The 23,515-nt window shown below is 44.2% G+C and carries 20 protein-coding genes; 4 read left to right on the top strand and 16 right to left on the bottom strand.

The window, feature by feature from the left end:
• Positions 1-257: 257 nt before the first annotated feature.
• Positions 258-1,043 carry a 3-hydroxybutyrate dehydrogenase gene (locus WH214_RS08035; RefSeq protein WP_339421510.1) on the bottom strand — a complete coding sequence of 262 codons (786 nt, stop codon included), beginning with the start codon at positions 1,041-1,043 and terminating at the stop codon, positions 258-260.
• Between the two features lie 37 nt (positions 1,044-1,080).
• The gene (locus tag WH214_RS08030; RefSeq protein WP_078426036.1) at positions 1,081-2,505 is read right to left on the bottom strand and encodes a GntP family permease; all 1,425 of its coding nucleotides are present in this window, start codon (positions 2,503-2,505) and stop codon (positions 1,081-1,083) included.
• 575 nt (positions 2,506-3,080) lie between these two features.
• Between WH214_RS08030 and WH214_RS08025 the strand changes: the two genes are divergently transcribed.
• From WH214_RS08025 to WH214_RS08010, 4 genes are all read left to right on the top strand, one after another.
• On the top strand, positions 3,081-3,962 hold the full coding sequence (locus tag WH214_RS08025) for a LysR family transcriptional regulator (RefSeq protein WP_336955479.1): 882 nt from the start codon (positions 3,081-3,083) through the stop codon (positions 3,960-3,962).
• Positions 3,963-4,197: 235 nt separating this feature from the next.
• Positions 4,198-4,902 (top strand): CoA transferase subunit A, encoded by a 705-nt coding sequence (locus WH214_RS08020; RefSeq protein WP_339421512.1) that lies wholly within the window; start codon positions 4,198-4,200, stop codon positions 4,900-4,902.
• Between the two features lie 2 nt (positions 4,903-4,904).
• Positions 4,905-5,552: a CoA transferase subunit B gene (locus WH214_RS08015; protein WP_114837685.1), complete on the top strand. Its 648-nt coding sequence runs from the start codon at positions 4,905-4,907 to the stop codon at positions 5,550-5,552.
• Between the two features lie 253 nt (positions 5,553-5,805).
• Positions 5,806-6,192: a carboxymuconolactone decarboxylase family protein gene (locus WH214_RS08010; protein WP_004981378.1), complete on the top strand. Its 387-nt coding sequence runs from the start codon at positions 5,806-5,808 to the stop codon at positions 6,190-6,192.
• Positions 6,193-6,290: 98 nt separating this feature from the next.
• On the opposite strand, the gene WH214_RS08005 is transcribed toward WH214_RS08010, so the two are convergent.
• The 14 genes from WH214_RS08005 to WH214_RS07940 form a co-directional block, all read right to left on the bottom strand.
• On the bottom strand, positions 6,291-8,390 hold the full coding sequence (locus tag WH214_RS08005; RefSeq protein ID WP_339422943.1) for a TonB-dependent receptor: 2,100 nt from the start codon (positions 8,388-8,390) through the stop codon (positions 6,291-6,293).
• 94 nt (positions 8,391-8,484) lie between these two features.
• The gene (locus WH214_RS08000; RefSeq protein WP_339421513.1) at positions 8,485-10,908 is read right to left on the bottom strand and encodes a glucose/quinate/shikimate family membrane-bound PQQ-dependent dehydrogenase; all 2,424 of its coding nucleotides are present in this window, start codon (positions 10,906-10,908) and stop codon (positions 8,485-8,487) included.
• 446 nt (positions 10,909-11,354) lie between these two features.
• The gene (locus WH214_RS07995; protein ID WP_445206362.1) at positions 11,355-12,632 is read right to left on the bottom strand and encodes a carbohydrate porin; all 1,278 of its coding nucleotides are present in this window, start codon (positions 12,630-12,632) and stop codon (positions 11,355-11,357) included.
• A gap of 105 nt (positions 12,633-12,737) precedes the next feature.
• The gene (locus WH214_RS07990) at positions 12,738-14,198 is read right to left on the bottom strand and encodes a NosD domain-containing protein (protein ID WP_339421515.1); all 1,461 of its coding nucleotides are present in this window, start codon (positions 14,196-14,198) and stop codon (positions 12,738-12,740) included.
• A gap of 44 nt (positions 14,199-14,242) precedes the next feature.
• Positions 14,243-15,103 carry a type I 3-dehydroquinate dehydratase gene (gene aroD, locus WH214_RS07985; protein WP_339421516.1) on the bottom strand — a complete coding sequence of 287 codons (861 nt, stop codon included), beginning with the start codon at positions 15,101-15,103 and terminating at the stop codon, positions 14,243-14,245.
• A gap of 149 nt (positions 15,104-15,252) precedes the next feature.
• Complete coding sequence (pcaG, locus tag WH214_RS07980; protein ID WP_339421517.1) at positions 15,253-15,882, bottom strand: protocatechuate 3,4-dioxygenase subunit alpha; 630 nt, start codon at positions 15,880-15,882, stop codon at positions 15,253-15,255.
• 15 nt (positions 15,883-15,897) lie between these two features.
• Entirely contained in the window at positions 15,898-16,623 is a 726-nt protein-coding gene (gene pcaH, locus WH214_RS07975; protein ID WP_087014105.1) for a protocatechuate 3,4-dioxygenase subunit beta, read from the bottom strand.
• A 26-nt stretch (positions 16,624-16,649) separates the two neighbouring features.
• Entirely contained in the window at positions 16,650-17,084 is a 435-nt protein-coding gene (gene pcaC / locus WH214_RS07970) for a 4-carboxymuconolactone decarboxylase (RefSeq protein ID WP_004981395.1), read from the bottom strand.
• A 14-nt stretch (positions 17,085-17,098) separates the two neighbouring features.
• On the bottom strand, positions 17,099-18,454 hold the full coding sequence (locus tag WH214_RS07965; RefSeq protein WP_279745355.1) for an MFS transporter: 1,356 nt from the start codon (positions 18,452-18,454) through the stop codon (positions 17,099-17,101).
• 42 nt (positions 18,455-18,496) lie between these two features.
• Positions 18,497-19,273: a 3-oxoadipate enol-lactonase gene (gene pcaD / locus WH214_RS07960; protein WP_445206361.1), complete on the bottom strand. Its 777-nt coding sequence runs from the start codon at positions 19,271-19,273 to the stop codon at positions 18,497-18,499.
• Between the two features lie 8 nt (positions 19,274-19,281).
• On the bottom strand, positions 19,282-20,637 hold the full coding sequence (pcaB, locus tag WH214_RS07955; protein WP_339421519.1) for a 3-carboxy-cis,cis-muconate cycloisomerase: 1,356 nt from the start codon (positions 20,635-20,637) through the stop codon (positions 19,282-19,284).
• A 22-nt stretch (positions 20,638-20,659) separates the two neighbouring features.
• Positions 20,660-21,865, bottom strand: a complete 1,206-nt coding sequence (gene pcaF, locus WH214_RS07950) for a 3-oxoadipyl-CoA thiolase (protein ID WP_339421520.1) — start codon at positions 21,863-21,865, stop codon at positions 20,660-20,662.
• 253 nt (positions 21,866-22,118) lie between these two features.
• Positions 22,119-22,766 (bottom strand): 3-oxoacid CoA-transferase subunit B, encoded by a 648-nt coding sequence (locus WH214_RS07945; RefSeq protein ID WP_339421521.1) that lies wholly within the window; start codon positions 22,764-22,766, stop codon positions 22,119-22,121.
• A 13-nt stretch (positions 22,767-22,779) separates the two neighbouring features.
• The gene (locus tag WH214_RS07940; protein WP_119063792.1) at positions 22,780-23,460 is read right to left on the bottom strand and encodes a 3-oxoacid CoA-transferase subunit A; all 681 of its coding nucleotides are present in this window, start codon (positions 23,458-23,460) and stop codon (positions 22,780-22,782) included.
• Positions 23,461-23,515 lie beyond the last annotated feature (55 nt).

The raw sequence follows: 23,515 nt of genomic DNA, 5'->3' as shown, positions 1-23,515 counted from the left end.
TGTAAGTATAGAGACGAGTGACGGATAAAAAACATGCAAAAATAATATGATTTAATTTTGCAACTAAATATAAAGCTTGGGCTGTAATAAAATTTATAACGACAAATAATCTTTAAATTTACTTTCTAATCATATGTTGTTTATCATTTTTCATATGAAGTGAAATTTTAAATCTTATACAAAATCTATCGCTATAAAAAAAGCCTCAAATGCGAACATCGAAGGCTTTTCAATTTTTAAACGTGTGCTGAGCTAAGTTATTGCGCGGTATAGCCACCATCCATCACTACGGCTTGACCAGTTACACCGCCCGCCTTATCGCTGGCAAGGAAGATTGCATAATCAGCAATTTCTTCTACACTCAACAAGCGTTTTTGCGGCACCATTGCCAAAATCACATCTTCTAATGCACTTTGTTCACTGACATTTCGGGTTTTGGCCAAATCATGAATTTGACCGCGTACCAACGGCGTATCGACATAGCCCGGACACAGAGCGTTCACAGTGATGCCATCGCGCGCGGATTCTAAAGCCGCAACTTTGGTCAAACCAATCACACCATGCTTAGCACTGTTATAGCCAGCCTTGCCAGCAAAGCCAATCAGACCGTTAATCGAGGCCATATTAATCACGCGACCAAACTGCTGCGCTTTCATGATTGGAAATGCGTATTTAATGCCAATGAACGAACCTACTAACATGACATTAATCAGCTTTTGGTAGACTGCGGTTGGAAAGTCTTCAATCACTGCAACATGCTGAAAACCCGCATTATTGATGAGAATGTCCAATCGACCATACGTTTTCTGAGTCAATTCAATCGCTGCTTTATATGCTTCTTCATCAGTCACATCGCAAGGTGCAGACAATGCTTCATAGCCTTGCTTTTGAAGGGTCGCCACAGTTTCAGCACACTTCTCTGCATTCATATCAGAAATGACAACTTTTGCACCTTCACTGGCAAATTTCTTTGCAATTTCATGTCCAATACCACTGGCTGAACCAGTAATAAATGCAACTTTATCTTTTAACAGTTGACTCATGATGTACTCCGTTGTCTTCTTTTTTCATTCCAAAGTCTTAAACAATACCAAACCAAGTAAAGGCAGCAATGGCAACAAATACCGCGATGGTTTTAATAATCGTGATGGCAAAAATGTCTTTATAAGATTGCTTATGGGTTAAACCAGTCACAGCAAGCAAGGTAATCACGGCGCCGTTATGCGGTAAGGTATCCATACCGCCAGATGCCATCGCAACAATACGGTGCATCACTTCAGGTGGAATACCCATGGCTAGAATCGCAGCATTGTACTGATCAGCCATCGCACTTAAAGCGATACTCATACCGCCAGAGGCTGAACCAGTCACACCCGCTAAGACTGTCGTGGTAACCGCACCATTGACCAGTGGATTGGTAAAAGTATTGCCCAATGCATGACTAATAATCGCAAAGCCCGGTAAGGCCGCAATAATCGCACCAAAACCATATTCAGATGCGGTATTCATCACGGCAAGTAAAGACCCGCCAATACTGGCATTGACACCATCTTTGAAGCCCGTATAGACACGACGGAAGTCAAATGAAATTGCCGCGATAATACCCACAATTAAGGCCAAACCCACTGCCCAAATGGCAGAAGTTTTCGCAACATCGACAGTGTAAGCTGCAAGTCCAATGGCATTAAAGTCGAAACCGTTTGGATACCATTCTTTAATTGCAGTGGATAAATACTTATTGGTCACAGCAACTAAAATAAGAGGTACAAAAGCCAACCATTGACGCGCGGTAGAACCATTCGAGGTTGTATCTAAGTTTTGCTTCAGTTGTTGCTGCTCGGCTTCTGTCAGCTCAATACCTGTGGCATAACCATCGCCATTTCGAGCGGCTACACGGCGACGCCATTCCAAATAGCTCAAACCCGTTGCTAGAACAAATACACCACCAATCAAACCAAGAAACGGCGCTGCATAAATGTCTGTACCAAAAAAGGTCGTCGGAATAACGTTTTGAATTTGCGGGGTTCCCGGCAAGGCATCCATGGTAAAGGTAAATGCACCAAGGGCAATGGTTCCCGGAATCAAACGCTTTGGAATGTTGGCTTGTCTAAAGAGTTGATTTGCAAATGGATAAACTGCAAAGACCACCACAAAGAGACTGACACCGCTATAGGTTAAAATCGCACCCAACAGTACAACGGTTAACATCGCATTTTTAGAACCAATCAGGTTCACAATGGTTTTGGCAATGGATTCGGCAATCCCTGACATTTCAACCACTTTACCGAAAATGGCACCGAGTAAAAACACCAAGAAATAATCTTTAATAAACCCAACCATTTTGGGCATAAACACGCCTGAATAAAAAGGCAAAACGTTAGCAGGATTAATCAGTAAAACCGCTAACAGGGCACAAATCGGTGCCATAAGAATGACAGAAAAACCTCTGTAGGCTGTATACATCAGTAGCCCAAGAGACAATAAAATTACACCCAAATCCCACATATTTTTTACTCCATCCTTAAAGAAAATATGTCTTGATGTGCTGTGATATTAATAGCGAATGATGTCAAATCTAGTTGAGTCACAGTGCAATCAGCCTGTGTGGAAAGACCGAATACGCATTCATAGACCGTCTATTTCCCTCATGACGAGATGTCTATTTGCACTCTGATCTATGTACTATATTTATCCATCAGAGCATTAATATTTCAGCTTATGGGTCAGACTATAATGCATATAAACCCACACATTGTTTGAAAATAATCATTGAGTAAGAAGAAAAATTGATTAATATCCAAGCCCTAGCAAGACTGATAAAACTAATTACATCAAGTTAAAGGTAAAATTTCAAAATCGCACGAAATGACCAATTTTTATATTTTTCATTCAGTTAAAACATATTTTTACAGACTATCATGCTCTTCGATTTATACTGCTTTGACGACTTGATAAAAATGACATCCACTTCCATCACTTGATCTGTTTTGACCGTCTGTTGTATTTTTCATGTAAACCATTTGAGAACAACACGTTCATTTTCTTTCAACATCGTGTTGCATCATTGCTCAGGGAAGCTCATGACACTCAAACAATTAAAAGCCTTTTTGGTCCTTGCACGTACGCTTAATTATGCCAATGCAGCCAATGAACTGTGTCTGAGCCAATCCGCTCTTAGCTTAAGCATTAAAACATTGGAAGAAGAACTGGGTGGAAAACTGTTTAAACGCAACACGCGTCGAGTAGAAATCACCACTGAAGGTCAGTCCCTCATTCCCTATGCCAAAAAGCTTCTGGCCAACTGGGAGGATATGGAAAAAGATGTCAAGCAGCGCTTTAAACTTAACCGTGGCACTTTAAATATTGCCTCAATGCCCTTTGCCACCCATGCAGTACTCCCCGCAGTGATGCATGATTTTTCGCAGTTACACCCTAACATCAGTTTTTCAATCCATGACATCACCAATGAAAAAATCATTGAAAAAGTTCAAGAAGGCATCTTTGAAATTGGCATTTGTTTTGAACCCAAGGCCAATGACCAACTGATTTTTCAGCCTTTATTCAATGAAGACTTTTTGGCTCTATTGCCCAAACACCACGTCTTAGCCAAACAAAAAAGCGTGACATGGCTTGAACTGTGCTCTTGTCCATTTGTGACCTTACAAAACCCCTCAATTATTCGCCATGTGATTGAGGAACATTGTGCTGCGCTTCAAGTAGTGTTGGATTTGAAAGTCGAATGTCACCAAATCAGTTCCCTTTCACACTTTGTCGCCTACGGCATGGGCGTCAGCGCTATTCCACGACATTTCCAAAAATTCATCGACCTTGAAAAAAATGTGTTGGTTGAAATTGAGGACAATCAAGCGCAACTCGCGGTGGGCATTATTTATAAGAAAGATTATGAACTGTCTAACATGTCGTCTCAATTTATTGAAACCACACTTTGGCATCATTTCTAGGCTATGTTACCCCTTTCACTAAGCGAAACTGAAGCTAAACCTTGATCGTTCAGAATAAGCCGTATGATTATTTGCATAGCTTTCACACATGATTTGACTCTTCTTTTATCTATTTTTCTTCGTAAATATTCTGTATTAATGAGTTTTTCTTATTATACGTTAGAAAGATTCAATTTCTAAAAAGTGCAGCGCAATGCTAAAAAAATAACAAGCAAGGAAGATCAGGAAATAAAAGATGAATAAAGTCGTCGCAAATGCAGCCGAAGCATTGGCTGATGTAGTTGCCAATAATCAAACTATTGCTGTGGGTGGTTTCGGCCTCTGTGGTATTCCAGAAGCATTAATTGATGCCTTAAAAGATACAGGTGTCACAGGTTTAACCTGTATTTCAAATAATGCGGGTGTAGATGGCTTTGGTTTAGGTAAATTATTAGAAACCAAACAAATTAAAAAAATGATTGCCTCTTATGTCGGTGAAAACAAAGAGTTTGAGCGTCAATATCTCAATGGTGAACTTGAAGTTGAGCTCACTCCGCAAGGTACACTCGCAGAAAAACTACGTTCAGGCGGCGCAGGTATTCCTGCATTTTTCACCCAAACAGGTGTAGGCACCCTCATTGCCGAAGGCAAAGAAGTCCGCGACTTTGATGGTCGTCCGCATATTTTAGAAATGTCTCTCACTGCGGACGTTGCTTTAGTGAAAGCCTACAAAGCCGATAAAGCCGGTAACTTGGTATTCCGTAAAACAGCACGTAATTTTAACCCTGACTGTGCCATGGCAGGCAGATTCACCATTGCCGAAGTAGAACAGGTGGTTGAAATTGGTGAAATCGATCCAGATGACATCCATTTACCGGGTATCTACATTAACCGTGTGGTACTGAACACCACCCCTACAAAGCAGATCGAACAACTGACCATTAAAGCAGAGGAAGCTTAATCATGGCTTGGACACGTAATGAAATGGCGCAGCGTGCTGCCCTTGAACTCGAAGATGGTTTTTATGTCAACTTAGGTATTGGCTTACCGACTTTAGTGGCCAATTATCTGCCAGAAGGGATCAATGTTTGGTTACAGTCAGAAAATGGCTTACTCGGCATTGATGAATTTCCAACCCGTGATGCAGTCGATGCAGACTTGATTAATGCAGGAAAACAGACCGTCACCGCACGTAAAGGGGCTGCATTTTTCTCAAGCTCAGAGTCCTTTGCCATGATTCGGGGTGGGCATGTCAATATTGCTATTTTAGGTGCAATGGAAGTCTCTGAAACAGGCGACTTGGCAAACTGGATGATTCCGGGTAAAAAAGTCAAAGGCATGGGCGGTGCAATGGACTTGGTTTCTGGTGTACAAAAAGTTGTGGTTCTGATGGAACACTGCGCCAAAGATGGCACGCCAAAAATTGTGCCTCAATGTACCCTACCACTCACAGGTAAAGCTGTCGTCAGCCGTATCATTACTGACTTAGGCGTAATGGATATCACTGCTGAAGGTGTGAAATTGGTTGAACTGGCACGCGATGTAAGCCTAGAACAAATCCAAAAAGCGACTGGCTTAGAACTCATTATCAATGACTTTAAAGCCGCTTAGTACAAAATGACATCATCCAAAGCAGCTTCGGCTGCTTTCTTATTGGGCTCAATCAAAAAGATTTTCAGTTAGAAAAGGCTTCTTTACAGCCTTTGAATCAAGCATAAAAACCATCATCATCTTGGCCAAGAGTATCTCTATACGTCCAAATATATTGAAGGATGACCCCTGCGCTCACCTTTTCTACCCAAATATCGGATGAAAAACTAAGCCGCTCGGCTACTATATTCGCATTCCACATTCAGAGGTTCCCATGTCACAACAAGATTATGAAAATGGTTTAAAAGTTCGCACAGAAGTCATGGGCGAATCTTTTGTTAAACGTGCTCAGGACAATACTGTACCTTTCACCCAACCTTTGCAGGACTGGATTAATGAACATGCTTGGGGCTCAACATGGCAACGTGAAGGTGTCTTACCGCGTAAATATCGCTCGTTAATTACCATTGCATTTTTGACGGCACAAAAGAGTCCAACTGAGTTGAAAGGTCACGTTCGCGGTGCGCTAAATAACGGTGCAACGGTTGAAGAAATTCAAGAAGTCCTTTTACACAGTTTGCCTTATTGCGGCGCACCTGCGACTCAAGAGGCGTTCCGCGCTGCGCTGGAAGTGATTCAGGAATATCAAAGCAACTCATAAATAGATTAAGCGCCTATACAAAAGCGTCTTTTGCAGTCGTATGGCGCGATTCATCTGGTTTGGCTATACAGCATTTTTGCTTAGCCAAACCATTTTCATTAAAAGGCTTTGGTTACACTCATGCCAACGCTAAAGTTTCGACCATCGGCAGGTTCAAAGAAGCGACTATTGCCGTCATTCACAATCACTGAGCCAACATAGTTACGGTCAAACAGGTTATCGACTCGAGCATAGCTGTTTACTTTCCAGTCACGATTTACCCATAAATAGCCGACATTTGCAGCCACGACGGTATAACTTGGCGCAGTATCCGAGTTGATATCATCGACATAAATTTTATCCATATAGCGCGCTTCTAAGCCTGCTTGGAAACCCTGTGCAGGTTGCCATGCAATACGAGTAAACGCTTGGTTTTTGGCAATCCCGGGAATATATGTCCCTTTTTCAATCAAAGGCTTGGTGGTGGTGGTTGCAATATCGGCATCAAATGTGGCATCCAAATAGCTATAACTTGCACTAAGTTTTAGGTCCTGCCAAAGCTGCTGTTGCCAAGCCAGCTCAGCACCTTGTCGTAAGGTTTGCTCTGCATTACGAAATGTATTGCGTCCCGCATTGGCATCATCAGGCACGATGTCATTTTTAGTAACAGTATTGAAGACTGCCAATGTAAACAGGCCAAATGCGTTTTGGGACTTTAACCCTAGCTCATAGGTATCACTGCTTGCAGGTTTTAAATCGAAATTAATTCCCGATGTGGCCAATGTAGGATAAGCCATTTCGGTAAAGGTTGGGGTTTCAAAGCCTTTGCCATAACTGGCATAGGCATAAAGTTCAGGTAAAATGTCCCAGCCTAAGGCCACAGAAGGCAATAATTTCTGATAATCCGTTGAACCACTGTCATCACCATTGCCAGCGACAATGTAATGATCATCTGACTCATAATGCACATTGCTATAGCGTAAGCCTGTATCAAGATGCCACTTGGGTAAGAACTGCCAAGAGGCTTGTACATACGGATCTAAATTCCACAGGGTATTATTTTCATTACGGCGTAAATCACCTTTCACGCCAAATGTACCTGCATGATTATAATTGTTATAGCCTTTACGATCTTCGACCATCCGGTCTAAAGCCACACCTGCAACCAAGGTTGTATTTGGTAAAAGTTCTTTACCCGTCCAACGGAAATCTGCGCCATAATAATCCCGATCAAAATCAATCACGCCACCTGCATGGCGAGCATTAGCTTGCGGCCCCTTTGGAATCGACTGATATTGTACGACTTGTCGGTTGCCCAAATAGAGCATGCTATATAGCTCTTGCTGGTCATTCAGCGGCTTAGTCCACGTCAGTCCTGTTTGAGTTTGTTCAATTTCTTTTCGAAGATTAAATTGTTTTAAAAAACTCGCTTGTTGTGTTGGATTATTTTTCCAATCTTTTCGTTCTAGGCCCGCTGGATCATCGGCATCAATATCGACACGGTTCATCACCCAGTTGATTTTACTGCCATCGTCTAAGTTCCACGTCAGTTTGGCATTATTCAATACTTTTTGTGCTGCGCTATGGTCTCGAAAACCATCGGTATCAAAATAAGAAGAACTAATCACATAAGCGGGTTGATTGGCCTGTTCAGAACCCCCTTGTAATTGGATATTGGCTTGTTGCTTATGGTGGCTGCCTGCATTGAGTCCTACTTGAATTGAGTCTTTGCCTTGCCCTTCTTTGGTCTCAGCCAAGATGGTTCCCCCTGATGAGTTACCATATAAAGATGAAAATGGCCCTGTCAGCACTTCGATGTGATCCAAACTATTGAGGTCAATATTGGAACTTTGCCCTTGACCATCAGGCATGGTCGCAGGAATACCATCGACATACATCCGAATGCCACGCACGCCAAAAGTCGAACGAGCGCCAAAGCCACGCATCGAAATCTGTAAGTCTTGCGCATAGTTTTCACGGTTATTAATTTGTAAGCCTGCAACCCCTTGTAAAACTTCCGATAGGTTAACATTGGCATTGTTTTGTACTGTAGCCGCTTGGACTTTTTGAATGGATGCAGAAGTCGATAACAACTCGCTATCGGTATGTACCGCTTGGACGGTGATGACAGGAAGTTGATATTCTGTCGTTTCTGCATAAGCATGCATAGATTGTAAAATAACCGCAGTCAATAAGGCTTGTTTAAAAGGCGCAGGCATCAAATAAGTTAATCGCACAATATTTCCTTGCTTGTTATTACCATAAAAATGGGAAGCCTATCATCTCGACAGGCTTCCCATACAATAAAACGTTTTAATCGGCTAAGCTATACGCAACCACATAATCACCATGATCAGGCGACTGACGTGCCCCACCTGCGGAAATGACCACATATTGCTTGCCTGTTTTTGGAGAAATGTAGCTCATCGGTGTACCTTGGCTACCTACGGGTAAACGCGCTTTCCATAACTCTTCACCATTAGATGAATTGAAGGCGCGCAAGTAGAAGTCTTGTGTTGCAGCAAAGAACACTAAACCACCTTGCGTCGCCATTGGACCACCAATAGTTGGCATACCAATCGGCGCTTTTAAGCCCATTTTAATGCCCATTGGACCCGTATCTTCAACAGTACCTAAAGGCACCTGCCAAGCCACTTGACGGGTTTTCATATCAATCGCCGTCATGGTTCCGAAAGGTGGTTTTTGGCATGGAATGCCCAATACCGACATAAAACGGTTTTTATTCACTTTATACGGTGTGCCTTTCATTGGCACTGCGCCCATACCAGTGTTGACCTTCTCTCCGCCACTGGCTTCAAGTTTTAAGTCTTCAGGCGTTTGTTTAATCAGCTGAATCCACAGACCTAGGCGCATGTCGTTGACAAACATATAACGATGCGTTGGGTCAAATGCGATACTGCCCCAGTTCATCCCACCCAGCGACCCCGGAAAACTTAAAGATATATCAGAACCCGGTGCTGTAAAGAGACCGTCATAACGCATCGATTTAAAGTTAATGCGACACATCAACTGGTCAAATGGCGTTGCACCCCACATGTCCGATTCAGTCAAAGTTTGATTGCCAATTTGTGGCATTTCAACTGAACGTGGTTGGGTTGCACTGTATTGCTCATCAGGAATATCTGCAGCTTTTACAGGCTGTTCAATGACTTTGGTTAAAGGCTTGCCTGTCACACGGTCGAGTACAAAGAACTGCCCTGACTTGGTGCCAATGACAACAGCAGGTTTGGTTTGCCCATTTTGCATTGGAAAATCGACCAAGCTTGGCTGCATGGGTAAATCGAAGTCCCAGAGGTCATTGTGAACAGTTTGATAAACCCACTTCTCTTGACCTGTGGTTGCATCTAAAGCCAAAACAGAAGAATTATACTTATGATCGACAGGTTGACGGTTCCCACCCCAGACATCAACCGACGAACTTCCCATCGGTAAGAACACCGTGTTCATTTGCGGGTCGTAGGACATTGCCGCCCAAGAGTTTGCCGAGCTACGTTTATAGATTTCACCCGGTTTGAGGACATAGTTTGGATTTGGGTTACGTGGATCAAAAGCCCAGCGTAGCTGTCCAGTAATCACATCATAAGCACGAATCACACCACCCGGCATATCGGCTGCAAAGTTGTCAGCAATACGACTCCCGACAATGATGCTAGTGCCTGCAATGGTTGGTGCCGAGGTCACTTCAAAACGAGGCGCTTGCGTGCCCGCACCTAGACCTTCCAGTAAGTTCACCGTTCCATCAACACCAAAGTCTTTACAGCGTTCACCTGTATCGGCATTGACTGCAATTAAACGACCATCAGGCGTATTGGTATAAACACGACGTGGACATGCGGTATTATTTGCCACCGCTGTCACCGCACTTGCACCTGCTAAAGTCGGTTGTACCAAGGCTTGAGTCGAGTCAAAGTAACCCACACCACGACAACGCTCCCAAGCATCGGCTTTTGAGTTCACTTCAGCTTTCCAGATTTGTTTACCTGTGTCAGCATCTAAAGCAATGATGTTGTTATGCGGGGTACATAAAAAGACTTTATCGCCCACCTGTAAAGGGGTGAGCTGATCTTCTGCGCCATTACCCGTACCTGTGGTCATATCGCCTGTTTGAAAGCGCCATGCTTCCTTTAACTTAGATACATTATTACGGTTAATTTGATCCAACGCAGCAAAACGACTCCCACCCGCATCGTTACCATAGTGCGACCAATTCACTTGTTGGGTTTGAACTGTTACAGGCACTAGGGGTAGCTCTTCACCACTGGCTTTGACTGTAGGATGTGGAATAAACATGCCATATAAACCACCGAGCATACCTAACACTGTCAAACCACCTAAGGCATAAGCGGGTGCTGAAGGCGCAATTTGAAATTGGTACTTACGAATAGCAGGTAAAGTAAAACACAGTGCGGCAAATAAACCCGCCGGAAACATTAAACGTGAATGGAGCGCCCAAAAATCCCAACCTACATCAAACAGTGCCCAAACCACAGTTCCAAGAAAAACCAGTGCAAAGATCCAGACACCCAATGCTTTTTTTCTAAAAATAAATATTGCGGAAATTGTGGTCAATAAACCTGCAATGAGGAAGTACCATGAACCACCTAGACTGATCAGCTTTCCACCACCGATTAAATAGAATAAGCCAGTCAGTAATAAAGCTAAGCCTAATATAAAGCACCATATTTTAAATATGGGTTGAGATTGCGCTTCGGACATACTTTTTACTCCAAATGCTGTGTTTTAAATGATCTCTCCTACTTTGTTTTGAGCATCATTCACATCACATCCAAACTTTTGAGTATCCACAATTAACTTGCTTCAACAATGAAAAAAGAGTGTTTAGGGGCTGTTGATATTTCATAAATGGCTTGCGTTGTAGGCTAAAATTGAGCAGGCAAGGCATGGAACGATGACAATAGTGGGACTATTTTCAAGTTTCATAACGATGTCTGTGAAGATTTTAGCCACAACCTTTTAGGACTAGAGTATTTTTTGATGCTACGTTGTTGCGAACCACTTATTTAGAATGACTAAATTGCGTATTTCACGCCTAGTATCATCTAAAAAATACTCGTTGTCGCAAACATAGATGAAGTGTCAACAGCCCCTGACTCAGCAACAGTATTGCTTACATTTTAAACACTCTTTCACTTTAAATACGATTAAAAATTCACCTTAACGCTAAGGCCCGCCACCCAAGCATCATCCACTTCTTTTACGCCAGAAGGTTGATAGATATATTGCAGGTTGGGTCTGAGCATCACCACAGGAGACCATTGATAGGTATAGTTCAACTCAACATTGAGTTCGTCATGTTGAATTGGGACATAATCGCTGGCAAGCGCGTCATAACTGTAATAACCACGGCCTTCGTTAGTGGCGATTTGCTTGTCCGTCACACGGTCATTCACCACATAGTTGGCCAAACCAAAACCAATAGAATCATTTGGACGGCTATCAAAAGGGCCTTTGTACCAAAGTGCCAGTTGTTGTGTACTTCCTACAGCAGTCGTGTCTCGGTCATTGATGACCCCATTGAAACTGATATATAAACCGCGCTTCGGATCAGCCCCGTGTTGAGTCAGTTGTTGTTGAGCATTCAACCAAAAACTATATTTGCCATCGTGGATTTCTCCTGATGTACCCACATCTTTAGCTTCTGCTGTGGAATACAGTGCACCGAGTTTATATTCACCTGGTAAGCCATTAAATGTGGCAAGTTTTGGTTTCCAAGCCAGTTCAACTGGAATGGTCGCCCCTTCGACATTGTCCATATCGAGGTTGAAGCCATCACTGTCTGAGTCTGTTTTGACATTGTCTGGGTTGACCTCATAGACGCCAATGCCAAGTAACCAGTCTGGTGCAAATTGGTATTTAACATTGGTGCCCCATAAACTGACAGGCCAGTTATACCAAATCGAACCGATGGATTTTCCAAGCTGTCCGCCACACAAAAGTAAATTCTGAAATTCACATTGCGAACTATTAAAGTCATCCGACATGCCCATACGACCAATCTTAAATTGAACGCGGTTATCATCAAATCCAGTTTTGATCCAAGCCTGAGTTAAGCGCCAAATTTTGCCACGACCATAAATTTCTTGGCTGTTGCCCAAGGTACTGGCACGAGGGTCTTTAATTCGTTCAAGCGTTAGGGCGTTACCATCACGTTTGGTAATCATTAAGCTGGCTGTGGTATTTTCCCAACCTGCAATTTTATTTAAATCAAAATTGGCACCTAAGGTCAACTGTGCAGCATTGTCAAAACTTCTGTCATCGTTATAACCACCAGCCAAATTGGTCGCTGCTTGGCTCATAATTGAAGCTGTAAATTTATAACCTTGATCTTCCAGTTGCTTCCGTTCACCGTTCCAATCACCGAATAACCATTGACGATCTGCCGAATAAAATTCATTGGCTGAAGCCAATTGGCAAGTCATAAGCGCCAAAGACAATGTGCCGATTCTTAATAATTGTTGTTGCATCCCAAACATCCTTTTCTGTGAGGAAAGCTCAACTCAAGTGAGCTTTCCATGCGGTTTTTATTATTTGACTCGAACGGCTGGACTCAGTTCAGAAGTTGCACCCAAATGGTCAGTCACATTGGCTGTCACACTTGCAGCACCACTGGTCACTTTCCATATTGCTTGACCTTGACCTTGTGCATTCGTTGTCACAACTTGCATCCCTAAATACTGCTCTGCTTCTTGACTCTTCGCTTGACGGTTGGCAAAGAACTCAACTTGATAGCGTTGATTCGGTTGCGCTTGAATGTCAGCCGTAACTTGACCTTTGCTATAACTCAAACGCGGAGCTTGAATGTTTTGGTTGGGAATAGCATTACAGCCTTGTTCATTCGGCTGTGTACAGGTTTTTTGCAGTTTCGCCGCTTCAATGACCACGCCACCACCACGGGAACCGACAAAGCCAGCATGTTCAAGTGCAGGCACTGCAAATACAATTGCGCCTAAACGCTGATTGGGTACACACGAACCACCCGCTTCACAGCGTTTAATATCTTTACCATTGTCCCAAATTAAGTTTTTGGTCAAGGTTGTGCGGGCATTGGCATCTTTTTCTGAACGAATGGCAATGCCAAGGCGGTTACCATGAACTCTGTTACTGTCAAAAATGTTGCCATCACCGGTGAGGTTAAAACCTATCGAGTTGTTGGTCAGTTCGTTATAAGCGATGTAATTGCGCTTACCCCAGTTGATTTGCAAACCATCAGAATAGTTTTCAAACTTGTTACCAACCACGGCATTATCATTACCCCAAAGAATCTCAATACCTTGCGACGGTTCTGGGTTGGCTTTGGTTGAAGTGAACAGGTTATTGGCCACAAGGTTAAATGCCGCTCCACGGGTGAGCTCTAAACCGTCACCATTATCGACAAACAAGTTGTTCAAGACTTTGTTGTTATTGGTGGTGGTTGAGGTCGGATTGCCCTTACCATCATCACCCGTCAACATCACGCCTGAGCCACCGTAGTTATTACTGATACGGTTATGTTGAATCAAGTTGTTGCTTGAACGATTCACTAATACACCAATGCAGAAACGGTGAATATCAAGACCTTTTAAGGTCACACCATTCACATCTTGCAGAACCAGACCCGGTAAAGTTGTGGTACGGACATTGGTGCCATACTGTTCAGGGTTTGCCCCCGGGCAGGCTGTCGCGCCTTCACCTTTAATATAGTTTGAACCATCAATCGCAATAAACTCGCCTGTTTTGTCCCATTGCGTTCCGATGATCTTCACTGAAGATTTAATTGGCGGTAAAGGCTGATTCAGTTTAATTGCATAGGGAGCTTTGCCTACAGCTTGGATTTGAATTTCATTTTCTTGCGTCGCATTGGCATTGGATTGTTCAATTGCCCAACGCAGTGAACCTTTTGCACTATCATCCTGATAGCGATCCACAATATAAGTTTCTGCACTGGCAAAACCTGATGCCGCTAAACTCACAACCAATGTGGTCAAACGTAAAGTTGATGGTTTCATATTTTAAATCCTTTTCTGTCCTTGAAGATGAATAACGCAGTGCATTAAGGGGTTGGTTGTACTGTTTTCAGCAACTGTTTAAGTTGAGTCACATCAATTTGACCCGGTGCTGAAGCCTCACCAATCATGCCGAAACTGAGGCTACCGCCCATATTGGCGGTCGCGACACGTGAAATCGTACCCAATTGCCCCATCGACATAGTTAGCAGTGGTTTTTGACTTTTTTGACTCACAGCCAACGTGGCATTCATGAGAGTAAAGACATCTTGTTTTGACTTTGGCATCACCGCAATTTTTAGAATGTCGGCACCCATCTGATCTTGTTTTAGCAAACGGTTTTCAATGTCTTGTTGCTCAGGTGTTTTGGCAAAATCATGATTTGACATGATCACCAACACGTTCTTGTCATGTGCCAATTTGGTTAATTTCGCTACACTGCCTGCATCACGGAACATTTCGATATCTAGCAATTGCATAAATGGCTTTTTCAGGTATTCACGATAAATCTTTTCATAGTCTTGGTCAGACACCGTCATTTTCCCGCCTTCGTTGTGGGTACGAATGGTCGCAATCAACGGTTTGTCTTTTAAAATTTGATTCAACTGCTGACCCAGTGCGATGACTTTTTTTGTGTCCGCAGAAAATTCGAGTAAATCGATGCGAAACTCAGCCACATCTGCGTTTGGGTTGCTGGCAATCACTTGCGCTTGGGCAATGGCTTGCTCAGCTGTCTTTGCGGTAATCGGCACAATAGTTTTGACAGGTAAGTCACCAATATTGAGGTTTTTCACCATATAGTGTTGTGCGCTTGATTGAGCCGATTCAGCTGCAAATGCAGATGGCATTGCGGCGATAACTGCACTGCTTAAGCAAAGTTGCATCGCTAATTTTTTGATGGTAATCATTACATGTCCTTGTATTTTCAAACTATTGCCTGACTTTTGTCATCAGCCGCAAACATACGTGGGATGAATGAAATGGGTCATACCATCACCACGTATAAACTTTTATCTATCGAGCCAATGCAAAGTGTTCTGCACTGAACTGAATCAACTTAGATATCTAAAAAGACCGTTTCGTCTTCACCTTGCACACGAATATCAAAGCGATACACCACTTCACCATCACGCTCTTCACGCTTGGCAATAAGAGTTTGACGACGAGGTGCCCATTCAATACCTTTCAGTACAGGATCTTGTGCATTGGCTTCCGCTTCATCTTCAAAATACACACGGGTATTCAAGCCAATGTTAATCCCGCGAGCGAAAATGATCAGTGCGATATGCGGTGCTTGAGTTGTGCCTTTACGTCCCGGAACCGCACCCGGTTTAATGGTATTGAAGCTCCAAAAACCAGTCTCAAAGTCCGCGCCTGTACGTCCCCAACCGAGGAAGTTTGGATCGGCCGCTTTGCCTTGAATATCTGCCGCACTTGGATAGACACCGTTGGCATCTGCCTGCCAAATTTCAATCAATACATCACGTAACGGTAAACCTAAACCATCAAAGACTTGACCTTCTAAGCGAATACGTTCGCCTAAGGTTTTTTCTTGAACCAACTGATTGTTAAAGTTGTTTTCAAAGACTTCGATGTTGGCTTGTTGTGGCAACAAACCAATGTGTACGTATGGTCCACCTGTTTGAGATGGCGTTTCATGCAATTCTTGAAAGTTCCAATGGTTCATGTTGTTCTCCCTGAATTAAGTCAAATCATTTTCGAAATAAGTCGCACGACGACCACGTAAAGTGATGTCAAAACGATAACAACGACTGTCTGCTTCAATAAAATTGCTCTTATCTTCAAGGGCAATCAGCGCACGACGTTGTTCTTCCGAAGGAATGGTTTTAATAATCGGACACGAATCAATCAACGTATCGCCTTCAAAATAGAACTGTGAAATCAGACGCTGCGCCCAACCATCGGCAAGTAAAGAGAAGTGAATATGTGCAGGACGCCATTCATTAATACGGTTACGCCAAGGGTATGGGCCCGGCTTAATGGTACGGAATACAAAATATCCGTTAGCATCCGTCATCATGCGGCCACAGCCGCCAAAGTTCGGGTCCATCGCACCAATAAACTGATCATTTGGATGGCGGTAACGACCAGAAGCATTGGCTTGCCACACTTCGAGCAAAGCATTTTTTACAGGACGGCCGAACTGATCACGAACATAGCCATGCACAATAATACGCTCGCCAATCGGTAAACCTTCTTTGGCATAGTTCAAAATCAAATCGTTATCTTTAGGCCCAAACTGCTCCGCACTAAATTGTGGTGAAGTCACTTCAGTTAAGGTTTCTGCAATTGAGATCAACGCATTTTTTGGCGAGCGTAATACACTGGTTTTATAGCCGGGTGCATATGCTGGCGGATGATCATCGGTATTACGTTGTGCATAAGCACCTAAAATAAGTTGCGACATGTGACGTCCCTCTTAATCTTGTTCCATTACTCTTGATTCGTTTGTTCTTGGCTAAGTTGCTGTTCGCTCAACTTTTGCGGGGCAATCCCCAAATCTGCAAAAACTTCTTCTGCCATGTGCATGGCTGCATTGGCTGCGGGCAAACCTGCATACAGTGAACAGTGCAAAATCAACTCTTTTAAATCGTCTTTGGTCACACCATTGTTAAAACAAGCACGTAAATGCATACGTAGTTCGTCTTCACGGCCCAATGCCAATAACACGGCAATGGTGACTAAGCTACGGGTGTGGCGCGGCATGCCTGGTCTAGACCAGACTTCGCCCCACGCAAAACGGCTAATAAAATTTTGAAAGTCGGCATTGAAATCATTCAAGTTCTCAAGTGAACGACCGACATGCTTTTCACCCAGCACTTCAGTGCGTACGGTAATTCCTTGTTCATAACGTTGTTCATCATTCATGGGAGAAACCTCAATTAGGTCGCGTCTGTATGTGCAACCAGTGATTTAACAAAAATAGCGACTGCTGCTGCTGTTGCTGGAATTAACAGCAGACTTAAAATAGCTGTAAACGACCAGTCATTGCCGAGTAATACCGCACCGATCCAAGCACCAAATACCGCACCAAAACGTCCAATCCCAGACATCCATGCCACACCTGTTGCACGACATTGGGTTGGATAAAAACGAGCACTCAGTGCTGGCATTGCCGACTGCGCACCATTAATTGCAACACCTGCACAAAGCACTAAAATGGCAAGTAAGGTTGGATTTGCTAAGCTCTGACCAACAGCAAAGGCAAAGATTCCAGCGACAAAGTAGAAGCCTGCAATAATGCGGTTCGGATTGAAACGGTCCATTGCCCAGCCAATAAATAAAGCGCTGAGGACACCACCAAACTGGAATAAACCACCAATAAATGCAGCACGTTCCATAGTTGCGCCAGTTTCACGCATTAAGGTTGGTAACCAACTGGTGAGTAGATAAATCATCACCAGACCCATGAAATAGGTCAGCCACAATAAAACCGTACCTTTGACATATTTCTGAGAGAACAGCATGCCAAACACACCTTTCTTCTCTCCACCTTCGGTTTTTTCTTCGGGTACATGAAACTCAGTAACACCCTGTACTTGCGTCGGTGCAATACGCGTCAAAATTTTGCGAACTTTTTCAGGGTCACGACCTTTCACAATCAAGAAACGATAAGATTCTGGCAGGAAGAAAATCACCAAGATCATCAAGATCAGTGGCGACCAACCGCCCAATAAGAATAAGCTGTGCCAACCAAAGGTTGGGATCAACCAACTGCTGATGAAACCACCTGTCGCCATACCTAAGTTGTAACCACAGAACATACAAGTCACGAGTAGCGAACGTGAGCGCTGCGGGCAATATTCAGAAAATAGCGTGGTTGCATTCGGCATCGCTGCACCCAAACCAATACCAGTTAAAAAGCGAAGGACCACCAAGGTATTTAAGTCAGCTGCATATGCCGATGCTAAAGTAAAGCCACCGAAAATCAGCATCGAAACACTTAAAACAATCTTTCGCCCAAAGCGGTCAGCAGTTGGACCAGACACCAAAGCACCAATAATCATGCCGCCTAAAGCCGCACTCATGACTGGACCCAATTGTGAGCGGTCTATTCCCCAGTCTTGTGCCAAGGCTGGAGCAATAAAACCCATTGCCGCAGTATCAATACCATCAACAAAAACAATGAGAAAACATACAATTGCGATCAACCACTGATATTTGCTAATCGGTGCATCATTAATCAGTGCTTGTGCGTCTATACTCGTTTTTTGAGTAGCGTATTCCTGAGACGCCATACCTGCCTCCTTGGGCTGAAAGTCCTTTTAAAAATCCTTAAACTATTGAATCGATCCAATGAACTGACTGAGGGTTTGGGTAAACAGCTCAGGTTGCTCAATATTGGAAAGATGCGATGCATCAATCACCGCTAATTCACTATTTTGAATCTGTTGTTGCATAAAGACGCCATCTGCCACTGTCGTAACTGGGTCAAATGCGCCTGCAATCACTAAAGTTGGAATCTGAATCTGTTGAATTTGAGTAGATAGATCTGCTTGCGCGAGCGCTCGGCAAGATTCTGCATAGCCCAGTGCTGGCGTAGTCGCTAAAGATTGAATGGTGCGCTGCGCCAAAGCATCGTGTTGATAATCAAACCGCTCACTAAACCAGCGTGTATGCGTAGTCGCGACCAAGTCTGCTAAGCCATTGGCTGTCACAGCATCTGCACGAGCATTCCAACCTTCTTCAGTCCAAATTTTGGCTGCTGAATTCGCCACAGTGATGCTATGAAAACGATCTGCATGGTGAATACCGAGCCACAAAGCCGTCATGCCGCCCATTGAAATCCCGCAAAAATGCGCTTTTTCAATATTTAAACCGTTCAGAATATCAATCACATCTTCTGCAAGGTTTTGTACAGTGGTCTGCTCAATCACATCACTTTGCCCATGACCACGCGTGTCATAAGTCACCACTTTGAACTGCTGTTCGAAGGCCGCAACTTGTGGCTGCCACATGCCTTTATCTGTACCCAATGAGTTTGAAAATACAATCACAGGTGCATGGTCTTGCCCACTGATTGCAACAGATAAAGTCTTGCCTTGACGATTGGTCATCGTGATATTCACTTTGCCTCTCCTTTTGCTTCTTGCAACACCGCATCAATCTGGTCTTGAATATTGCCGAGATATGACGCGGGTTTAAAAATTTCTGAAATCTGAGCTGCACTAAAATAGGTTTTGACTGGATCGAGTTCAGTCATGACCTCTTTTAAGTGAACACCTTTTTCAACCGCTGTTTTACATGCTGCTTCCACCAAATGATGAGCCTGTAAGCGTCCCATATGCGGTGCCAAAGCCATCATCACTGCTTCCGCCATGATCAAACCCTGCGTGCAATCTAAATTGCGTTGCATATTTTCAGCATTGACTTGCATGCCTTGTAACACCTCCAAAGTCCGCTCTAAAGCACCTGCACACAGTTGGAAAATTTCAGGCAATGCCAACCATTCTGCATGCCAACCACCTAGACTACGCTCATGTTCCTGCACCATGCTTTGATACAAACTCGACATCAACACAGGCACACGATTGGCTGCTGCCAAAACGGATGCCGCAGCAACAGGATTACGCTTGTGTGGCATCGTCGATGATCCGCCACGCCCTTTCGCTGCCGGCTCAAACACTTCTGCAATTTCAGTTTGCATCATCAACGACCAGTCACGTGCCATTTTGCCCAAACTACCTGTCACCATTGCTAAGATGCTCGCGATTTCAACAATACGGTCGCGCTCACCATGCCAAGTACAGCTTGGAACAGAAAGTTGTAACTGCGCTGCAAATGCTTGCACAACTGCTGTGCCTTGATTCTGCAAAGATGCTAATGAACCCACAGCACCGCCCAACTGAGCAGTAAAAACACGTGCTTTCATGGCTTCAATACGGGCTAAATCACGATGAAATGCCGAGGCCCAACGCGCGAATTTATGCCCCAAAGTAATCGGCAACCCTTGCTGCAACCATGTGCGTCCAATCATCACTTGTGCACGATACTGTTCAGCTTGAGCCAATGCAGTGCGGTAACATTGGTGAATTAAAGCTTCAACATGCGTCATTGCAGCACGACATTGCAAAATACAGGCAGTGTCTAAAATGTCTTGACTGGTTGCGCCCCAATGCACATAACGCGCAGCATCTTCATCTTTTTGCTTCACAATCGCAGTTAATTGCTTCACAAAAGGAATCGCGATATTGCCCGCCAAACCTGTTGCAATCGCTAATGCATCAAAGTCAATCTGATCAATTGCAGTTGCTGCAATGTTTGAAATTGCTGTTGCCGCAGATTCTGAAATAACACCGACCTGAGCCTGCGCTTGTGCCAAGGCAACTTCAGCCTCAATCATGTATGACACCAACGCGCGATCACTGAAAATTTCAGTCACCTCGTTTTGATAAAATAAGCTGGCATATAACTGGCTCATGATCGCTATCCTTAAATCTGCTTTAAACGCGCTGAATAATCATTGCAATGCCTTGACCGACCCCAATACACATTGAACATAGCGCATAGGTTCCACCCGTTTGTTCTAATTGGTTTAAGGCCGTGGTGACTAAACGTGCACCCGATGCACCCAGTGGATGACCAATCGCAATCGCACCACCATTCGGATTCACTTGTGTGGTGTCATCTGCCAGACCTAAATCACGGGTAACGGCCAGTGCTTGTGCAGCAAAGGCTTCATTCAGCTCAATCACATCCATCTGCTCTAATGTCAGATTGGCTTGTTTCAGTAACTTTTTGATGGCTGGTGCAGGTGCAAAGCCCATAATGCGTGGTTCTACACCCACTGCTGTTGAAGCAATGATTTTGGCACGTGGTTTAAGTTGGTACTGCTCAATCGCTGCTTCTGAAGCGATCAGTACAGCAGCCGCACCGTCATTGATACCTGACGCATTCCCCGCAGTAACGGTGCCTTCTGCTGTCACAACTGGCTTAAGTTTGGCTAAACCTTCCAAGGTGGTCGATGCACGTGGATGTTCATCGGTATCGATCACAATCGGATCACCCTTACGCTGTGGAATATTCACAGGGATGATCTCATGTGTAAAAAAGCCTTGAGCTTGCGCGGTTGCGGTGCGCTGTTGACTCGCCAAGGCAAAATGGTCTTGATCTAGGCGATCAATATTAAATTGTTGTGCTACGTTCTCCGCGGTTTGCGGCATGGTGTCTACACCATACATCGCTTTCAGCTTAGGATTAATGAAACGCCAGCCCATAGTGGTGTCTTCAATCTTCTGGCTACGGCCATACGCGGTTTCTGATTTACCCATGACAAAAGGTGCACGAGACATACTTTCCACACCACCTGCAATAATCAGGTCAGCTTCACCTGCTTTAATCGCACGAGCTGCCATCGCAATCGCATCGAGTGATGAGCCACATAAACGGTTTACAGTCGTGGCTGGGACTTCAACGGGTAAGCCTGCAAGCAGTGCAGACATACGTCCGACATTACGGTTATCTTCTCCCGCTTGGTTGGCGCAGCCGTAGATCACGTCATCCACCTGTTTCCAATCTACACTTGGATTACGTTGCATCAAGGCTTGAATTGGCACGGCACCCAAGTCATCGGCACGCACTGGGGCTAAACCTCCAGCATAACGACCAAATGGGGTACGGATGGCATCGATAATATAAGCATTTTTCATTTTTAATCTTGTCCTTTAAAACGGGACTCTGCTGATAGATCAACTGTATCTAGTCACGACGGAGTCTTACCGTGTTCAGTCAAATAGAAGTAGCTCGTTCTTGTCACTTTTTTAAAAAAGTGACCAAAAATTTTGTCATCAACAAAACCTGTTCACTCGCAGCAATTTTCCACTGCTGTTGCAAAAACAATACTTTTAATGTGCTCGACAGGTTGTTGATGACTTAAGCTCTAGCAAAAGTCTCTGAAATTTACTATGTCGCATCCACCAACAGAGCACCCGTCATCGCCTGTAATTCTGCAAAGCTTAGGCCGTCGACTTTCTCAATCACTTTTAAACCTTCAGCAGTGACATCAATCACGCACAGGTCGGTGTAAATCCGATCGACACACTTCAAACCTGTCGCGGGGTAGCTCAGTTCAGCCACGATCTTTGGTTCACCTTGTTTAGTCACATGGTCGGTGGTGATAAATACTTTCTTAGCACCGACGGCTAAGTCCATCGCACCGCCCACTGCTGGAATCGCATCGGGTGCGCCCGTATGCCAATTGGCCAAGTCACCATTGGCTGCCACTTGGAAGGCACCTAATACTGCAATATCTAAGTGACCACCACGCATCATGGCAAAAGAATCTCCATGATGGAAAAAGCTGCCACCTTGCAGCATAGTCACATATTCTTTACCTGCATTGATCAGCTCAGGATCTTCTTGACCTTTTTCAGGTGGTGGACCAAAAGCCAATAAACCATTTTCAGAATGTAAAAACACATCTTTGTCTGAAGGCAGGTAGCTGGCAATCTTGGTCGGTAAGCCAATCCCAAGATTCACATAAGCCCCATCGGGAATATCTTGTGCCACACGTTCTGCAATTTGGTTACGGCTGAGTTTTTGATAGCTCATGATGTTCTCCCGATTACACAGCAACAGGTTCAGGTTGAACCTGCACCACATGCTGAACAAAAATACCTGCGGTGATGATGTGTTCAGGGTCTAAAGCACCCAAGTCCACCACTTCAGACACTTGTGCAATGGTTACACCGGCCGCCATAGCCATAATCGGGCCGAAGTTACGTGCCGATTTGCGGTAGACCAAATTCCCCCAACGGTCGCCTTGCTGCGCTTTAATCAAAGCAAAGTCGGCTTTGATTGGATATTCCAGTACATAATCTTTACCGTCGATGTGACGGGTTTCTTTGCCTTCGGCCAATAAGGTACCGTAGCCTGTAGGGGTGAAGACTGCACCAAGTCCCATGCCTGCGGCTTGAATACGACAGGCCAAATTGCCTTGCGGCACCAGTTCCAATTCGATTTTGCCTGCACGATAGAGTTCATCGAAGACCCAAGAATCGGACTGACGCGGGAACGAACAGATGACTTTTTTCACGGCACCCGCTTTGAGTAGCTTGGCTAAACCATAGTCGCCATTACCAGCATTGTTGCTGACGATGGTGAGGTCTTTAATGCCGAGTTGAATTAAGCCATCGATCAGTTCAGCAGGTTGTCCTGCGGTGCCAAAACCACCAATCATGATGGTTGAGCCGTCGGTGATTTGGGAGAGCACTTCCGCGAGGGATGCCGCGCTTTTATCTATCATTAGATAACTCCATTGTGCATCATGCAAATTTGAAAAGGCGCGGAAAACTAACTTA

Source organism: Acinetobacter sp. MYb191, from assembly GCF_037572605.1.
In the GTDB taxonomy this organism is placed as follows: Bacteria; Pseudomonadota; Gammaproteobacteria; order Pseudomonadales; family Moraxellaceae; genus Acinetobacter; species Acinetobacter johnsonii.
The sequence above is the reverse complement of the archived record's forward strand: the minus strand, read 5'-3'. Positions and strand labels throughout refer to the sequence as shown.

What these genes read in the sequence shown, in the direction of transcription:
- pcaF (WP_339421520.1), bottom strand. Translation starts at nt 21,865, where the DNA reads ATGAAAAATGCTTATATTATCGATGCCATCCGTACCCCATTTGGTCGT.
- pcaD (WP_445206361.1), bottom strand. Translation starts at nt 19,273, where the DNA reads ATGACCAATCGTCAAGGCAAGACTTTATCTGTTGCAATCAGTGGGCAA.
- WH214_RS08020 (WP_339421512.1), top strand. Translation starts at nt 4,198, where the DNA reads ATGAATAAAGTCGTCGCAAATGCAGCCGAAGCATTGGCTGATGTAGTT.
- WH214_RS08015 (WP_114837685.1), top strand. Translation starts at nt 4,905, where the DNA reads ATGGCTTGGACACGTAATGAAATGGCGCAGCGTGCTGCCCTTGAACTC.
- aroD (WP_339421516.1), bottom strand. Translation starts at nt 15,103, where the DNA reads ATGATTACCATCAAAAAATTAGCGATGCAACTTTGCTTAAGCAGTGCA.
- WH214_RS08005 (WP_339422943.1), bottom strand. Translation starts at nt 8,390, where the DNA reads ATGCCTGCGCCTTTTAAACAAGCCTTATTGACTGCGGTTATTTTACAA.
- WH214_RS07940 (WP_119063792.1), bottom strand. Translation starts at nt 23,460, where the DNA reads ATGATAGATAAAAGCGCGGCATCCCTCGCGGAAGTGCTCTCCCAAATC.
- WH214_RS08010 (WP_004981378.1), top strand. Translation starts at nt 5,806, where the DNA reads ATGTCACAACAAGATTATGAAAATGGTTTAAAAGTTCGCACAGAAGTC.
- WH214_RS07965 (WP_279745355.1), bottom strand. Translation starts at nt 18,454, where the DNA reads ATGGCGTCTCAGGAATACGCTACTCAAAAAACGAGTATAGACGCACAA.
- WH214_RS08025 (WP_336955479.1), top strand. Translation starts at nt 3,081, where the DNA reads ATGACACTCAAACAATTAAAAGCCTTTTTGGTCCTTGCACGTACGCTT.
- WH214_RS07995 (WP_445206362.1), bottom strand. Translation starts at nt 12,632, where the DNA reads ATGACTTGCCAATTGGCTTCAGCCAATGAATTTTATTCGGCAGATCGT.
- WH214_RS08030 (WP_078426036.1), bottom strand. Translation starts at nt 2,505, where the DNA reads ATGTGGGATTTGGGTGTAATTTTATTGTCTCTTGGGCTACTGATGTAT.
- pcaC (WP_004981395.1), bottom strand. Translation starts at nt 17,084, where the DNA reads ATGAATGATGAACAACGTTATGAACAAGGAATTACCGTACGCACTGAA.
- WH214_RS08000 (WP_339421513.1), bottom strand. Translation starts at nt 10,908, where the DNA reads ATGTCCGAAGCGCAATCTCAACCCATATTTAAAATATGGTGCTTTATA.
- pcaG (WP_339421517.1), bottom strand. Translation starts at nt 15,882, where the DNA reads ATGAACCATTGGAACTTTCAAGAATTGCATGAAACGCCATCTCAAACA.
- WH214_RS07945 (WP_339421521.1), bottom strand. Translation starts at nt 22,766, where the DNA reads ATGAGCTATCAAAAACTCAGCCGTAACCAAATTGCAGAACGTGTGGCA.
- WH214_RS08035 (WP_339421510.1), bottom strand. Translation starts at nt 1,043, where the DNA reads ATGAGTCAACTGTTAAAAGATAAAGTTGCATTTATTACTGGTTCAGCC.
- WH214_RS07990 (WP_339421515.1), bottom strand. Translation starts at nt 14,198, where the DNA reads ATGAAACCATCAACTTTACGTTTGACCACATTGGTTGTGAGTTTAGCG.
- pcaH (WP_087014105.1), bottom strand. Translation starts at nt 16,623, where the DNA reads ATGTCGCAACTTATTTTAGGTGCTTATGCACAACGTAATACCGATGAT.
- pcaB (WP_339421519.1), bottom strand. Translation starts at nt 20,637, where the DNA reads ATGAGCCAGTTATATGCCAGCTTATTTTATCAAAACGAGGTGACTGAA.